The organism is Mucilaginibacter puniceus, assembly GCF_054783175.1.
Map to the genome: position 1 here is coordinate 226,019 of NZ_BAAGRB010000002.1, position 15,216 is coordinate 241,234.

A 15,216-nucleotide genomic window follows, 5' to 3' on the forward strand; every position below is an offset into this window, starting at 1 on the left:
GGTTTAAACTATGTAATCCAAAAAATGATGGCATAAAACACTTTTACAGTAAATCAGTTATAAATAAAACTGTTACTATCTGTACTAATGATTAATTTACAGCTATCAAGTTTATTATATATCCATGGATCAACAAAAAAGTAGCAGGCCCCGCGTAGTAATTATTGGCGGCGGTTTTGCCGGCCTACAATTAGCAAAAAAATTAAAAAATGCTCCTGTTGATATATTAATGCTGGATAAGCATAACTATCATACTTTTCAGCCGCTGTTGTACCAGGTAGCTATAGGAGCGATAGCTGCTGATTCGATTGTGTTTCCAATACGCCGCATATTTACGTATCAAAATAACATTAAATTCAACCTGGCTTATGTAGAAACTATAAATGCTGAAAAAAATACAGTTACTACCGATATTGGCGAAATACATTATGATTACCTGGTGGTAGCTACCGGGTCAGATACCAACTTTTTTGGGAATAAAGAACTGGAAGACAATGTAATGCCCATGAAAAATATGCCCGAAGCGTTAAACCTGCGGGGGCTTATACTGCAACATTTAGAAAAGGCGCTGGTTACCTCTGATAAAGACGAAAAGAATGCCCTAATGACCTTTGTGGTAGTAGGCGGCGGACCCACAGGTGTTGAATTATCCGGCGCTTTAGCCGAAATGCGACATTTGATTTTAGATAAGGATTATCATGGGTTAAGCAAATATGATATGAAAGTTTACCTGGTTGAAGGCAAGGACAGGTTATTAGCCGCTATGTCATCCGGTGCATCAATTAAGGCAAAGCAGTTTTTATCGGGCAGCGATGTAATGATCTACAATAGTGTACACGTTGAAAGCTATGATGGCTTAACCTTAAAGATTGATGATGGCATGACCATTAAAACCCGAAACGTATTTTGGGCGGCAGGGGTAATAGGCGAATATCCTGAAGGAATGACTAATGCTACTTTTGTACGTGGCTCACGCATACAAACTGATGAAATAAACCGGGTAAAAGGTTATCAAAATGTATTTGCTATAGGCGATGTTGCCGCTGTGATCAGCGAAGAATATCCTAACGGACACCCCGGTGTGGCACCCGCAGCTATGCAGCAAGGTAAACATCTGGCCAAAAACTTAATACACCTGATAAATAATGAGCCTACCGAGCCGTTTAAATATCATGATAAGGGAACAATGGCTACCATAGGCCGTAATAAAGCGGTGGCTGATATTGGCAAACTGCACTTCCAGGGATTTTTTGCCTGGTTACTATGGGGATTGGTACACATTATGTCGTTAGCCGGCTTTGCCAATAAAGCATCGGTGTTTTTGACATGGGCCATCAATTACTTTACGAAAAATAGCGATAACCGTTTGATCATCCGAAGCTTTAACCGCAAAACCAGAACGGTTGAACCGGAAAAGTAATCAAAGACTATTCTAATTCTTTAAATATATACCGTTCATCAAACTCTATTTCAAACTGTTCTAAAAACTGTTTGTATTCTTCCAAAAAAGTTTTCTTTCGATGATGGTCTTCCTGATTTTCAATATAGTTGACAACATTACTTATTTGCGACCGCGAATAGGAGAAGGCACCATAGCCTTCCTGCCATCTAAATAATGAGGGCAAAAATTGTTGTTTATTAATCCATTCAGATGAGTCGCTTTTTAGTATTCGCATTAAGTCTGACAATGATTGGTTAGGTCGGAATCCGAAGAAAATATGTACATGATCGGGCACACTATTAATGGCAATCATTTTATGACCTTGATTTTGAAGAATACCTGTTATGTATTGGTGTAATCTTTCTTTCCAAGATTCTTGTATTGTTGATTGCCGGAATTTTACAGCAAACACGCATTGAATATGAATTTGGGTATAGGTGTTAGGCATTCGCTATTGATCTTATGCACCTACGGCGCATATAAATATAATTACATTTTTTTGCTACCGACATTTTACCCCGATGGGGCAACTTGTTTGTGATTAAAGATAATTAAGAATTTCACTGGCGTAACAATATTTGATACTTTCCCAGATGGGTTTCAAAATAAAAGGCTCCATTCGGAGCCCAATGTCGGTAACAAAAAAACATGTATATTCTTTTGCTCCATAGGAGCAAAACCTATATATACAGTAGTTATAGATTCTCCAACATCCGTTTTAAAACCACTTGCGCGGCCCATACGCGATTACCAGCTTCATGAACCACAACAGAACTCGGCCCATCTAAAACTTCGGCAGAAAGCTCCAAATTGCGCCGCACAGGCAAGCAATGCATTACCTTAACATCGTTGGTGATCTTTAACTTCTCTTTGGTTAGCATCCAATCCTCATTACCTTCAAAAATCTGTCCGTAAGGCTCATAAGCCGACCAATTTTTTACGTAGATAAAATCCGCGTCAGCCAAAGCCTCATCCTGGTTATGGGTAATTGTTGCGCCTTGTGTAAAGTCAGTACTTAACTCGTATCCTTTTGGGTGCGTGATGGTAAAATCAACATCAGCCTTACACATCCACTCGCTAAACGAGTTGGGTACGGCTTGTGGTAACGGCTTAATATGCGGCGCCCAGGTTAAAACTACTTTAGGGCGCGGCTTGGTTTTTAACTCTTCAATAGTAATTAAGTCTGCCAAACTTTGCAGCGGATGACGGGTAGCTGATTCTAAACTAACTATTGGTATGCCACAATACTCCACAAACTTGTTAAATATTACTTCGGTATAATCTTCCTCCCGGTCCTTCAATCCCGGGAAGGAGCGAACCCCAATAATATCCAAATACTCGCCCATAACAGCCGCAGCTTCGCGGATGTGCTCTACAGTGGTGCCATTCATGATAACGCCGTCACGAAGCTCTAAAGCCCATCCTTCTTTATCGATATTCAACACCATGGCATTCATGCCCAGGTTAAGGGCTGCCTTTTGGGTACTCATACGGGTACGTAAACTTGGGTTTAAGAAAACAAGCCCTAAAGTTTTGTTTTTACCCAAATGCTGATGAGCATACGGATTTTTCTTTAACTCCAATGCCTCGGCAACAATAGCTTTCAGATCGGTTACGTCGTTTACAGAAGTAAATTTTTTCATAGTAGTAGTTATGATAAAACCGCAGCCGGCTTTAATACTTGGGTAAATGCTTCTAAAAATTGGTCGGCATGCGCCTTGGTTAAATTTAATGCAGGCAATAACCTGATGACGTTTGGTTTAGCCTCGCCGGTAAATATATGGTGTTTAAACAGCAGGTCTTTTTTTGCATGCGCAAACTCGGCAGGCAGATCAATACCGATCATTAAACCACGGCCGCGTACTTCGGTAACCTCTTTAAATTTATTTAATTCGTCAATTAAATATTGGCCAACCTCAGCAGCATTTTGCATCAGGTTATCTTGCTCAATAACCTCTAACACCGCTAAAGCCGCGGCGCAAGCTAAATGGTTACCACCGAAAGTAGTGCCTAACATTCCATAAGCAGGTTGTATTTTAGGCGAGATACTAATAGCGCCAATAGGGAAGCCGTTACCCATGCCCTTAGCCATGGTATATATATCAGCATCAACACCCGCAAAATCATGCGCGTAGAATTTTCCGGTACGACCGTAACCGCATTGTACACCATCGGCTATATATACCGCGTTATATTTATCGCAAAGCGACCTTATTTTTTGTAGGAAACTTTCTGGTGCAACCTGTATACCGCCAACGCCTTGTATACCCTCAATAATTACGGCTGAAACTTCATTGTTAGCAAAAGCGTGTTCTAAAGCAGCTTCATCCTTCCAGGTAACTCTGATAATATCGTCAGTCTCATTAATAGGAGCAACTATTTTAGGATTATCCGTAACCGAAACCGCTAAAGATGTACGGCCATGAAAAGCACCTGTAAATGCAATAGCTTTCTTTTTGCCATTATAAAATGAAGCGAGTTTTAAAGCATTCTCCACCGCTTCCGCACCTGAGTTAACCAGGAATAGTTGATAATCTTCTTTACCGCTCACTTTACCCAGTTTTGCGGCCAATTCAACTTGTAAGGGTATCTCAATAGAGTTAGAATAAAAGCCCAGTTTATGTAACTGATCTTCTAATCTTTTTACATAATGGGGGTGGGTATGGCCTATAGATATTACTGCATGACCGCCGTAGAGGTCCAAATATTCGATTCCTTTGTCATCATAAACCAAGCTGCCTTTACCACTTACAATATTAATGGGGTTAATTGGGTATACATCAAATAATTTCATTGTGTTAAATTTTAAATACTTAAATAATTGGGTTACGTTGGTGGTGGCTGTCGGATTAAAATCCGGTCGCCTTCAATCGTAATCCTGCGCGTTCATCAAGGCCAAATAGCAAGTTCATATTTTGAACCGCCTGGCCAGACGCGCCTTTAAGTAAATTATCTAATATACTGATAATAAATAATTTATTATCATATTTTTTAACTTGTAAAAATACTTTATTGGTATTTACCACTTGTTTTAAATCGATATTACGATCTGTCACATGGGTAAACGGATGACCTGCATAATAATCCTGATATAGCTTTAGTGCTTCCTCTTCAGTCAAGCTACTTTCGGTGTAAACCGATGCAAATATCCCGCGGGTAAAATCTCCCCTGTAAGGTATAAAATTAAGTACCTGATCAAATCCCGGCTGCAGTTGCTTTAACGACTGGCCGATCTCATTCAAGTGCTGGTGGTTAAATGCCTTATAAACCGAAAGGTTATCATTACGCCACGTAAAGTGCGAAGTAGGTGATAGACTTTGCCCCGCACCGGTTGAACCTGTGGTAGCAGATATATGTACTTCGTTGTTTAATAAACCTTTTGCAGTTAATGGCAAAAGCGCTAATTGTATTGTAGTAGCAAAACAACCCGGGTTAGCTATGTTTTGTGCTGATTTTATAGATTCTCTGTTTAACTCGGGCAACCCATATACAAAGCTTTTACTTTTTAATGTTGAATTTTGACTTAATCTGAAGTCTTGGCTCAGGTCTATGATCTTAACCGCATCAGGTATCGCGTTAGCTTCTAAAAACTTTTTAGCATCGCCATGTCCAACACATAAAAACAATACATCGATATCTGTTGATAGTTCGCCTGTAAATTTCAGTTCTGTATCACCAAACAAATCGGTATGTACTTCGTAGATATAATTGCCGGCGTTACTATTGCTATGTATAAAGGCAATATCTACATTAGGATGGTTAATTAAAATACGCAGCATTTCGCCGCCGGTATAACCTGCACCACCAACTATCCCGGCTTTTATTTTATTTGATGTCGATTCTGTCATTGCTTGCTGATGGATAAGTATACAAAATAAATTCCAGGTCGGTATTTTGATGGTTAGCAATATAATGCTTTTGTTTGGGGTTGATCTGGATAGCCTGTTGCTCTCTCAGTTCTACATCCTCACCATCAATTTTTAATTTGGCCCTGCCTTTTAGTATAAAAAAGAATTGGGTAGCCTTTTCGTGATAATGCATTTTTTCGGCTGTATCTGGCGGCATTAGTTCTTGCTTAACAGATAGGGCATCGGTATCAACAAAGGTCCACCCGTGGCAATCATCACCCCACGTGTAATGTTCTAAACATTCGCCTTTTGAAAATACCGTATTCATCATTATTCCTGGTTATTAACTTTATGATATATCATTACCTGGTTACCAAATATTTTTGAGAAGCCTTTAACATCTTCGCCGCTCCATGAGTTGTTCATCTCGCCATAGCTACCAAATTTGTTCGACATCAGGTCATGATCCGACTCAATACCTACAACCTGGAAACGATAAGGCTGTAATTCTACAAATACTTTTCCGCTTACATTTTTCTGCGTATCGGTTAAAAATGCTTCCATATTACGCATAATAGGGTCGTGGAACTGACCTTCATGCAGCCAGTTACCATAGAACATAGAAAGTTGGTCTTTCCAGGTTAATTGCCATTTGGTTAGTGTGTGTTTTTCCAGTGTATGGTGAGCTTTGATAATGATCATTGGCGCAGCAGCTTCAAAACCTACACGACCCTTTATACCTATGATAGTATCACCCACATGGATATCACGACCAACACCATAGGGTTGTGCAATTGCCTGTAAAGCCTGTATAGCTTTGGTTGGATGATCGTATTTTACGCCGTTTAAACCTACAAACTCGCCGTTTTCAAAAACAAGCTCAAGGTTTTTGGTTTCAGATTCGGTTACTTGTGTAGGCCATGCCTCTTCTGGTAGCCCCAAGTTTGAGGTTAAGGTTTCTTTACCGCCAACTGATGTACCCCAAATACCTTTATTGATAGAGTATTTGGCTTTCTCAAAATTCATTTCTACTCCATGTTTTTTAAGGTATTCAATTTCAGCTTCGCGGCTTAATTTTAAATCACGGATAGGGGTGATGATACCAACTTCAGGGATCAGGATATTAAATATCATATCAAACCTTACCTGGTCATTACCTGCACCGGTGCTACCGTGGGCCACAAATTCGGCACCAATTTCTTTGGCGTAGTTGGCAATAGCAGTAGCCTGGCTAACCCGCTCGGCACTTACTGACAGGGGATAGGTGTTGTTTTTTAATACGTTCCCATATATCAAAAAGCGTACGCAGCTATTATAAAAGTTCTCAGTCTCATCAACCACGTGGTGCGATGTAACGCCCATTTCAAAAGCACGTTTTTCAACGTTTTTTAACTCTTCGTCGCTAAAACCACCGGTGTTAACAATAACCGAGTGTACTTCGTAACCCAAATCGCGAGTTAAATAGATACAACAAAATGAGGTATCCAAACCTCCACTATACGCTAATACTACTTTTTTCTTTGCCATTTTTTATTCTTTGTAGAGACGCAATACTTTGCGTCTTGTATATATATCTAAGACGCAAAGTACTGCGTCTCTACGGTTAAAACAATTTTAAATCCTGCCCAAAGCTTTTTATTGCGCTTTCAATACGTTTAAACAGGTTAGCTTTATGGGTGATCTCTTTAATTTTTTCTTCTTGCGTTGTTTTTTCTGCATCCTTTGCCTTTTCGGCCGGGTCAAACAACATGGCGGTGCACATGCAGTTCTTGCGTTCTTTCATGGTCAATATATCATAATTAACGCAACTTTTACAACCTTTCCAAAATGCTTCGTCCTGGGTAAGTTCCGAATAGGTTACCGGTTCATAACCTAATTCCGAATTTATCTTCATTACCGCCAATCCTGTAGTTAAGCCAAATAGCTTAGCCTCCGGATATTTTTCGCGCGAAAGTTCAAATATTTTATGTTTGATGGCTTTGGCCAAACCCACCTTACGATACTCTGGTGCTACAATTAATCCAGAATTAGCCACAAAATCTCCGTGGCTCCAGGTCTCAATATAGCAAAATCCTGCCCAGGTACCATCTTTATGCAAAGCAATAACGGCTTTGCCCTCTAACATTTTGTTAGCCACATATTCAGGCGTGCGTTGTGCAATGCCTGTACCACGCGCTTTGGCCGATTGTGCCATCTCATCGCAAATAGCGGGGGCATAATCTGCATGTTGTGCAGTGGCAACCTGAATATCGAAATCTTGTATGGTCATTTAAGTAGAAAAATATTATTGGCTTTTTGGGCCGTAATAATTAAATATTTTTTGGATAGATGAAGTTTTAAAAAACTTCAATTTGACGGGCAATAGGATAGCTGACAATTAAACCCGTGGGATAAACAGCCTTCGTCGTGATGGAGAAAATAAAACAGTTGAAACCAAAGCAGCGGCAACCGGAGCAAAGTTTGCTCTGACAGTTGGCTTATTTATGCTTTGTAAGTTCATTTTTATAAGTATTTGCTTTATTTAAAATTTGATGCAAAAGTTTGCATTATTTTTTACTTATACAAGAGAAATGTTAATTAGTTTATTAGGTGGGTGGATGAATAGGTTTAAGATTACAATAAATTGATATATGCTAAATAATTTCTTAACCCTATATTTAATTATCTGAGTTTCGCTGCTATATCATCCACAATCATATCCGCATGTACGCGTGAGTTTTCTATAAACCATAAATGCGTATCCATACCGCCGCAAACAACACCTGCTAAGTATACGCCCGGCAAGTTGGTTTCCATGGTATCCGGATTGTATTCGGGGATCAGTTTATTGTCAGACAGATTTAAACCCCATCGTTTCAACAAATCAAAATTTGGTTTATAGCCCGTCATTGCCATCACAAAATCATTAGCTATGGTAATATTGCCTTCGGGTGTTTTAATGTCGACCTCATGCTCGCGTATTTCAGTCAGTTCCGAATTGAAATAAGCTTTAATACTACCTTCCTTTATTCGGTTAATAATATCGGGTCTAACCCAGTATTTTACACGCTGGCTTATTTCTTCACCCCGGATAACTAAAGTCACGTCAGCCCCCTTGCGATAGGTCTCTAATGCTACGTCAATAGCCGAGTTGCTTGAACCAACCACTACCACCTTTTGCATGGCATAATAATGCGGGTCCTTATAATAGTGTTGTACTTTAGGCAGATCTTCGCCGGGAATATTCAATTTAACCGCTATATCGTAAAATCCTGTGGATATGATAATGTGTTTGGCTTGATAGGAATCTTTACTTGTTTTAACCGTATATCCATCATTCTCGGGTAGGATAGTGGTTACTTCCTCAAACAGGTTAATAGGCAAATTATTGGATGTGGCTACCCTGCGGTAATATTCTAATGCTTCCGTACGGTTGGGTTGCTTATTTGTGGATACAAACGGAATACCACCAATCTCCAACCTTTCTGAGGTAGAAAAGAAAGTCATGGTAGATGGGTAGTTGTATAATGAATTTACCAGGCATCCTTTTTCAATAATCACAAAATTTAAACCTGCCTTTTGGGCATTTAGCCCGCAAGCTATACCAATGGGGCCACCGCCTATGATGAGAATATCCAGCATGTACGAAGATAATCAGTTTTTAAAGATTAAAGTTTGAAGATTAAAGATTAGCGGGGACAGCAAAGTAATAATGAGTTTTAAATGACCAATTTAGAATCAAGCTCAAAATTTAGGGCACAAAAAAGGGTAAGCTACTTTTATCGCGCCGCTCAACTCTCTACCCTTGCTGCGTTCCCACCCTGGGGGAGTTCAAGAGGAGCTGGCCGTAAAAGACTTACCCCGGCGCAAATATAGCAAATGGTTTGTTTTTAGGTTAATAAATTGTTGATTTAGATGTGCAGCCATGTAAATGCGCTGATATGCAGTTGAATAATTACCTAACTACAATTACCTTTCTCCAAGTAATCATCCCAATCAAAAAATAATTATTTAAAAAAATATTTGGAGGTAAAATAATTAGTTTTACTTTTGTCTATCAAATCTATAGACTATATATATTATGTATACTTTTAAAGTAGCTTATCCCAAAACAAAAATGCAGTACCAGGCTGCCTGTTGTTGCTGTTGATCTTTATTCAAGAGTATTCAACTGTCCAATATTTAATTTTTTACAATCAAACTTTATGAAACTTTCTACTAAATTTATCAGACTAACTACGTTCATTCTATTGCTTTCGCCGGCTGTATTTGCCCAAAACAAAGTAACAGGGTTAGTAAAAAACTCAAAGGGTGAAGCTGTACCATTAGCAACTGTAACAGTAAGAACTACAAACACTACTACCATTGCCGATTCATTAGGCCGCTTTTCGCTAACACCAACAATTCAGCCGCCATTTTTTATCAGGATCAGTTCTGTCGGATTTAAAGCACAGGATTTCCAAATATTAAAATTAGACGACACCCCAACCGAATTTGAATTGGTAAATGATGACCAATTGGGCGAAATTGTGGTGGTGTCCAGGCGCCGAAGGGAGCTTTTACAGGATGTGCCCATTCCTATTTCGGTAATAGGCGGTACCCAGGTAGATAAAACCGGTGCGTTTAACGTAAACCGTATAAAAGAACTTATACCTACTTTACAGTTATATACGTCAAATCCGCGTAATACCGGTATTAACATACGTGGTATTGGTTCGCCGTTTGGTTTAACAAATGATGGTTTGGACCCGGGAGTAGGTTTTTATGTAGATGGCGTTTATTATGCACGCCCTGCAGCAGCTACGCTTGATTTTATTGATATTGATAATATTGAGGTATTACGCGGCCCGCAAGGAACCCTATTTGGTAAAAATACCGCTGCAGGTGCTATCAATATAACTACACGTAAAGCCAGCTTTACTCCGGGTGCAACGTTTGAGACCAGCTTTGGCAGTTTAGGTTACATCCAGGCTAAAGCTTCGGTAACCGGCCCAATTGCTGATAAATTAGCTTTACGCATATCTTTTTCAGGAACACAGCGTAATGGTACCATCTACAACATAGCGAGACAAGAGGCTGTTAATAATATTAATAATTTGGGCGGTCGTTTCCAATTACTTTATAAACCATCAGACAATACAGAAATTACTTTGAATGGTGATGCATCTGATCAAAAACCGATTGGTTATGCCCAGGTTGTAGCAGGCGTGGCACCTACTAAACGTGCAGCTTATCGCCAGTTTAATAATATCATTGGTAGTTTAGGATATTCCTTGCCGTCATTAAATCCTTTTGACCGTGTTATTGATCATGATACACCATGGAAATCAGGAAACCAGTTAGGTGGTCTTTCTTTAAATGTTGATACCAAATTAGGATCGGGTACTTTAACTTCAACAACTGCATGGCGATACTGGAACTGGGATCCGTCAAACGACCGCGACTTTACAGGTTTAACATCGTTAGCAAAATCACAAAACCCATCAAAACATCACCAGATATCTGAAGAAATACGTTATGCAGGCGAATTTACAGACAAATTAAGTGGTGTTTTTGGAGTGTTCTTTCTAGACCAACAAGTAAAGACAAACGGTAGGGAAGAAGCCGGTAAAGACCAATGGCGTTTTACGCAAAACACTACCAATACCGCGCTATGGCAAACACCGGGTTTATTTGAAGGTTATGGCATATCTACCAATGCATCAATAAAATCGCAAACCGCTGCGGCATTTGCTAACTTAGATTTTAAAATAGGAGACGCCTTCCATATTAATCCGGGCATTCGTTTTAACTACGATAAAAAAGATGTAGTATTTGACAGGCAGGCAAATGGAGGTATAACTATTACCGACCCTACTTTGCTTGGTTTCAGGACCGGGTTGTATTCCAGCCAGTATTACACCACTAAGTTTGATGAAAAAAACTTTACCTATAACCTTACCGCTTCTTATCGTCCGGGTAAAGCACTTAACGCTTTTGCCACTTATTCAAACAGTTACAAACCTTCGGGAGTTAACGTTGCCGGTTTACCCAACATTGCCGGTGCACCTGCACTTGATTTAGCCGTAATTAAACCCGAAAAAACTCAGCATATTGAAATAGGTGCCAAAACCAATCCAACACAAAGTATTACCTTCAATGTTACTTTCCATAACTCGGATATTACAGATTACCAAACCAATGTCCAGTCGCCTGATCCGGGTGTGAACCGTGGTTATATAGCGACTGCCGAAAAAGTTAATGTTAAAGGATTTGAGTTTGATGCAAATATACAAGCCGGTAAAAATTGGTCATTCTTTGCATCAGGTGCTTATACTGACGCTAAATATGTGAAGTTTACTAACGCGCCACTTCCATTAGAAGAAACAGGTATTTCTTCTACAGTATTCTCTAAAGACATCTCAGGTGCACAGCTACCGGGTATATCTAAATGGACTATATCGACAGGTGGCGAATATGCTGTTGATGCTAAATTCTTCAATCAAACAGGCAGCAAATTCTTTATAGGTGTTGATGATTACTACCGTTCACGTTTTTCATCAAGCCCGACGCCATCGGCTTATTTACAAATTGCCGGTTATACTATAGTTAATGCCCGTTTAGGTTTCAGAGCAGCAAAAGGTTTCTCAGCCTATGTATGGGGACGTAACATATTTAACCAAAACTATTTTGAGCAATTATTACCTGCCAGCGGCAACGCGGGCCAATACGCAGGTGTATTAGGCGACCAAAGAACACTGGGCGTAACGTTAAGATATGCCTTTTAAAAAGCAACGTTGATTAGGTTTATAAAAAAGAGGGGCTCAGGGTTTATTTCCTGGCCCCTTTGTTTGTTTAATACCCTGTGTCATTTCGAACGTAGTGAGAAATCCATTCATATACTCGGATGATTAGCTTGTGTATGGATCTCTCGCTGAGCTCGAGATGACATAAAAATGAGGGTAAAACAAAAAAGGCCCGGATAAATCCGAACCTTTTGGTATAAAATCACAATAAAAATTATTAATCAGCTATTGAGCGCAGCATTAAAGCGCCAACAGTTAGGTTGGTACGGCTATCTACTAAAATAGCGCCGCCATTAGCTTTATTCTCTTCATAACTATCAAATGCCAACGGGTCAGCAGTTTTGATGATGATGCGGCCAATATCATTCAACTTAAATTCTTCGCTTTGCTCTTTCTCTAAAGTGTTGATATTTACCTTATAAAGTATTTCCTGTATTTTACAGCGGGTTACTTTACTGTTATGTTGTATAAAGTAAGTGTGGGTGTCGTCTAATGCACGGGTATCCATCCAGCAAAGATCGGCCTCTATTAATTGAGAAACTTTGGGTTGATAGCTGCTGTTTACTAATATATCGCCACGACTGATATCTATCTCATCATTTAAATGAACCGTAACTGACGTACCTGATAATGCTTCTTCTAATTCCTGGTCAAAAAATTCAATTTTGGAGATGGTGGAGGTAAAGCCTGATGGCAATACGGTAATTTTATCATTTACCTTAAAAGATCCGCTGGACACACGGCCGGCGTAACCACGGTAATCGTGTAACTCTTCGGTTTGCGGGCGTATTACCCATTGTACCGGGAAACGGGCATGCTCAGTGCTGTTATCGGCTTCCAGTTCAATAGTTTCTAAATAATCTAACAAACTTTTGCCTTTGTACCACGCCATGTTTTCGGTAGCGTTCACAATATTATCGCCTTTAAGCGCGCTTACAGGTATAAAGTGTACATTCTTTTTTAAGTTTACCTTTTGGGCCAATGCCTGGTAATCATTAACAATGCTGTTGTACACTTCTTCGCTGTAACCTATCATATCCATTTTATTAACGCAAACCACAACCTGCTGTAGCCCAAGTAATGATACCAGGAATGAGTGGCGAATAGTTTGCTCAATAACACCCTTACGGGCGTCAATTAATATAATAGCCAAGTTGGCGTTTGAAGCACCGGTAACCATGTTACGGGTATATTGAATATGCCCCGGAGCATCGGCTATGATAAACTTACGTTTATCAGTTTGGAAGTATTTATAAGCTACATCAATAGTAATTCCCTGCTCACGTTCGGCTTTAAGACCGTCAGTTAATATAGCCAGGTCAATACTTCCATCGTCGTTTTTACGGTTGGATGAATGCAGGGCCTCCAATTGGTCGGCCAGTATCGAATCACTGTCATATAGTAATCGACCTATCAAGGTACTTTTACCATCGTCAACACTACCTGCAGTAATAAATTTTAGTATGTCCATTAAAAGTATCCTCCTTTTTTACGGTCTTCCATCGCAGCTTCAGATACTTTATCATCCATACGTGCACCGCGCTCGCTTATTTTTGAAGCGCTTATTTCGTTAATAATATCGTCAATTTCAAATGCCTCAGACGCTACCGCGGCAGTACAGGTCATATCACCAACCGTACGGAAACGTACTGTGCGGCGCTCTATCACATCATCTTCGTCCATATTTAAAACAGGGGAGGCTGCCATTAATTGTCCGTTACGTACAATGGTATCGCGCTCATGGGCAAAATAAATGCTTGGTAACGGAATATTTTCGCGGCGGATGTAATTCCAAACGTCTAACTCTGTCCAGTTACTGATTGGGAATACCCTAACATTTTCGCCTTTATGTATTTTACCATTATAGATGTCCCATAGCTCAGGGCGTTGGCGTTTTGGATCCCATTGGCCAAACTCATCGCGTACAGAAAATATGCGCTCTTTAGCACGGGCTTTTTCTTCATCACGACGGGCACCACCTATACAAGCATCAAACTTATGTTTGGCAATAGTATCCAGCAGGGTAACGGTTTGCAAAGGGTTACGGCTGGCGTTTTTACCGGTTTGCTCCACCACTTTTCCTTCGTCTATAGAATCTTGAACCAAACCCACAATTAGTTTTTCGCCTAAGCGTTCAACCATTGCATCACGGTACTCAATAGTTTCAATAAAGTTATGGCCGGTATCAATATGTACCAGCGGAAAAGGAAACTTACCCGGACGGAAAGCCTTTTCGGCCAAACGTACCAGGGTGATAGAGTCTTTACCTCCTGAAAATAAAAGCGCGGGGCGCTCAAACTGGCCGGCAACTTCGCGCAGAATATGTATAGCTTCTGCTTCAAGTTTGTCTAAATAATCCAGTTGATTGTGTTTACTCATTATTGTTAATTAGTAGAATTATTGAGGTGCGAATTTAAAATCATTAATCCACAAATCGTTAAATAAAATTATTTTGCTTCATGCTCGTGTAACCCGCATTCTTTTTTCGACGCGTCTTCCCACCACCAGCGGCCCGCCCGAAAATCTTCACCTTCGCGTACGGCACGTGTACATGGCATACATCCAATGCTGGGAAAACCCCTGTCATGTAGTGTATTGTAAGGTATGTTATGTAATTTGATGTATTCTTTTACCTGCTCCAAAGTCCAGTCAAAAATAGGGTGGAACTTCACCAATTCATGCCCTTCATCCCATTCGGTATTCTCCATAAACTGGCGGTTGGCAGATTGCTCAGCGCGTATACCGGTTATCCAGGCACGATTACCTTTTAATGCGCGGCCCAGTGGTTCAACCTTACGTATCCCGCAGCATTCTTTACGGTTATCTACCGACTCATAAAAACTATTAGGGCCCTTAGCATTTACCATTTTCTCCACCAATTCGTTTTGCGGATAGTAAGCGTAAATGGGCTGACCGTAGATTTCCATGGTACGGTTCCATACATAGTAAGTTTCCGGAAATATACGTCCTGTCTCCAGCGTAAAAATTTTAATGGGGATATTATTGGCAAATATCATGTGTGTAATTACCTGGTCCTCCCACCCAAAACTACTGGAGAAAACAATTTCGCCGGAGTATAGGTCTGCCAGTTTTTGTAAAGCTATAACAGGTTCCAAGCCTGCAGTTTGCCATTTTATATTTTCTACTATCTCGGTACTCATCT

At 40.0% G+C, this 15,216-nt stretch carries 13 protein-coding genes and 1 other RNA gene; 2 read left to right on the forward strand and 12 right to left on the reverse strand.

The window, feature by feature from the left end; genetic code table 11:
• Nucleotides 1-124 precede the first annotated feature (124 nt).
• Nucleotides 125-1,420, forward strand: a complete 1,296-nt coding sequence (locus ACYVJ6_RS07860; RefSeq protein WP_460693502.1) for an NAD(P)/FAD-dependent oxidoreductase — start codon at nucleotides 125-127, stop codon at nucleotides 1,418-1,420.
• 7 nt (nucleotides 1,421-1,427) lie between these two features.
• On the opposite strand, the gene tnpA is transcribed toward ACYVJ6_RS07860, so the two are convergent.
• The 9 genes from tnpA to ffs form a co-directional block, all read right to left on the reverse strand.
• Nucleotides 1,428-1,889, reverse strand: coding sequence for an IS200/IS605 family transposase (tnpA, locus tag ACYVJ6_RS07865; RefSeq protein ID WP_460693503.1), 462 nt, complete (start codon nucleotides 1,887-1,889; stop codon nucleotides 1,428-1,430).
• 247 nt (nucleotides 1,890-2,136) lie between these two features.
• The gene (locus ACYVJ6_RS07870) at nucleotides 2,137-3,084 is read right to left on the reverse strand and encodes a Rossmann-fold NAD(P)-binding domain-containing protein (protein ID WP_460693504.1); all 948 of its coding nucleotides are present in this window, start codon (nucleotides 3,082-3,084) and stop codon (nucleotides 2,137-2,139) included.
• A gap of 8 nt (nucleotides 3,085-3,092) precedes the next feature.
• Entirely contained in the window at nucleotides 3,093-4,235 is a 1,143-nt protein-coding gene (locus ACYVJ6_RS07875) for an aspartate aminotransferase family protein (RefSeq protein ID WP_460693505.1), read from the reverse strand.
• 55 nt (nucleotides 4,236-4,290) lie between these two features.
• Nucleotides 4,291-5,289 carry an N-acetyl-gamma-glutamyl-phosphate reductase gene (gene argC, locus ACYVJ6_RS07880; protein WP_460693506.1) on the reverse strand — a complete coding sequence of 333 codons (999 nt, stop codon included), beginning with the start codon at nucleotides 5,287-5,289 and terminating at the stop codon, nucleotides 4,291-4,293.
• Nucleotides 5,267-5,617: a cupin domain-containing protein gene (locus tag ACYVJ6_RS07885; protein ID WP_460693507.1), complete on the reverse strand. Its 351-nt coding sequence runs from the start codon at nucleotides 5,615-5,617 to the stop codon at nucleotides 5,267-5,269. The genes argC and ACYVJ6_RS07885 overlap by 23 nt, the downstream gene beginning before the upstream one ends.
• A gap of 2 nt (nucleotides 5,618-5,619) precedes the next feature.
• Nucleotides 5,620-6,816 carry an argininosuccinate synthase gene (gene argG / locus ACYVJ6_RS07890; RefSeq protein ID WP_460693508.1) on the reverse strand — a complete coding sequence of 399 codons (1,197 nt, stop codon included), beginning with the start codon at nucleotides 6,814-6,816 and terminating at the stop codon, nucleotides 5,620-5,622.
• A 76-nt stretch (nucleotides 6,817-6,892) separates the two neighbouring features.
• Nucleotides 6,893-7,558: a GNAT family N-acetyltransferase gene (locus tag ACYVJ6_RS07895; RefSeq protein WP_460693509.1), complete on the reverse strand. Its 666-nt coding sequence runs from the start codon at nucleotides 7,556-7,558 to the stop codon at nucleotides 6,893-6,895.
• Nucleotides 7,559-7,950: 392 nt separating this feature from the next.
• Nucleotides 7,951-8,910 (reverse strand): YpdA family putative bacillithiol disulfide reductase, encoded by a 960-nt coding sequence (locus ACYVJ6_RS07900; RefSeq protein WP_460693510.1) that lies wholly within the window; start codon nucleotides 8,908-8,910, stop codon nucleotides 7,951-7,953.
• Nucleotides 8,911-9,031: 121 nt separating this feature from the next.
• Nucleotides 9,032-9,130, reverse strand: an RNA gene (gene ffs, locus ACYVJ6_RS07905) — signal recognition particle sRNA small type.
• 343 nt (nucleotides 9,131-9,473) lie between these two features.
• Between ffs and ACYVJ6_RS07910 the strand changes: the two genes are divergently transcribed.
• Nucleotides 9,474-12,035, forward strand: a complete 2,562-nt coding sequence (locus tag ACYVJ6_RS07910) for a TonB-dependent receptor (protein ID WP_460693511.1) — start codon at nucleotides 9,474-9,476, stop codon at nucleotides 12,033-12,035.
• A 235-nt stretch (nucleotides 12,036-12,270) separates the two neighbouring features.
• On the opposite strand, the gene ACYVJ6_RS07915 is transcribed toward ACYVJ6_RS07910, so the two are convergent.
• From ACYVJ6_RS07915 to ACYVJ6_RS07925, 3 genes are all read right to left on the reverse strand, one after another.
• Nucleotides 12,271-13,524: a sulfate adenylyltransferase subunit 1 gene (locus ACYVJ6_RS07915; RefSeq protein WP_460693512.1), complete on the reverse strand. Its 1,254-nt coding sequence runs from the start codon at nucleotides 13,522-13,524 to the stop codon at nucleotides 12,271-12,273.
• Nucleotides 13,524-14,432 carry a sulfate adenylyltransferase subunit CysD gene (gene cysD, locus ACYVJ6_RS07920; protein ID WP_460693513.1) on the reverse strand — a complete coding sequence of 303 codons (909 nt, stop codon included), beginning with the start codon at nucleotides 14,430-14,432 and terminating at the stop codon, nucleotides 13,524-13,526. The genes ACYVJ6_RS07915 and cysD overlap by 1 nt, the downstream gene beginning before the upstream one ends.
• 68 nt (nucleotides 14,433-14,500) lie before the next feature.
• A complete protein-coding gene (locus ACYVJ6_RS07925; RefSeq protein WP_460693514.1) occupies nucleotides 14,501-15,214 on the reverse strand; it encodes a phosphoadenylyl-sulfate reductase in 714 nt (237 codons plus the stop codon).
• Nucleotides 15,215-15,216: the final 2 nt, after the last annotated feature.

Coding starts and splice junctions, on each gene's coding strand:
- ACYVJ6_RS07875 (WP_460693505.1), bottom strand. CDS start 4,235: ATGAAATTATTTGATGTATACCCAATTAACCCCATTAATATTGTAAGT.
- tnpA (WP_460693503.1), bottom strand. CDS start 1,889: ATGCCTAACACCTATACCCAAATTCATATTCAATGCGTGTTTGCTGTA.
- ACYVJ6_RS07860 (WP_460693502.1), top strand. CDS start 125: ATGGATCAACAAAAAAGTAGCAGGCCCCGCGTAGTAATTATTGGCGGC.
- argC (WP_460693506.1), bottom strand. CDS start 5,289: ATGACAGAATCGACATCAAATAAAATAAAAGCCGGGATAGTTGGTGGT.
- ACYVJ6_RS07895 (WP_460693509.1), bottom strand. CDS start 7,558: ATGACCATACAAGATTTCGATATTCAGGTTGCCACTGCACAACATGCA.
- ACYVJ6_RS07885 (WP_460693507.1), bottom strand. CDS start 5,617: ATGAATACGGTATTTTCAAAAGGCGAATGTTTAGAACATTACACGTGG.
- ACYVJ6_RS07870 (WP_460693504.1), bottom strand. CDS start 3,084: ATGAAAAAATTTACTTCTGTAAACGACGTAACCGATCTGAAAGCTATT.
- ACYVJ6_RS07915 (WP_460693512.1), bottom strand. CDS start 13,524: ATGGACATACTAAAATTTATTACTGCAGGTAGTGTTGACGATGGTAAA.
- ACYVJ6_RS07925 (WP_460693514.1), bottom strand. CDS start 15,214: ATGAGTACCGAGATAGTAGAAAATATAAAATGGCAAACTGCAGGCTTG.
- cysD (WP_460693513.1), bottom strand. CDS start 14,432: ATGAGTAAACACAATCAACTGGATTATTTAGACAAACTTGAAGCAGAA.
- argG (WP_460693508.1), bottom strand. CDS start 6,816: ATGGCAAAGAAAAAAGTAGTATTAGCGTATAGTGGAGGTTTGGATACC.
- ACYVJ6_RS07900 (WP_460693510.1), bottom strand. CDS start 8,910: ATGCTGGATATTCTCATCATAGGCGGTGGCCCCATTGGTATAGCTTGC.
- ACYVJ6_RS07910 (WP_460693511.1), top strand. CDS start 9,474: ATGAAACTTTCTACTAAATTTATCAGACTAACTACGTTCATTCTATTG.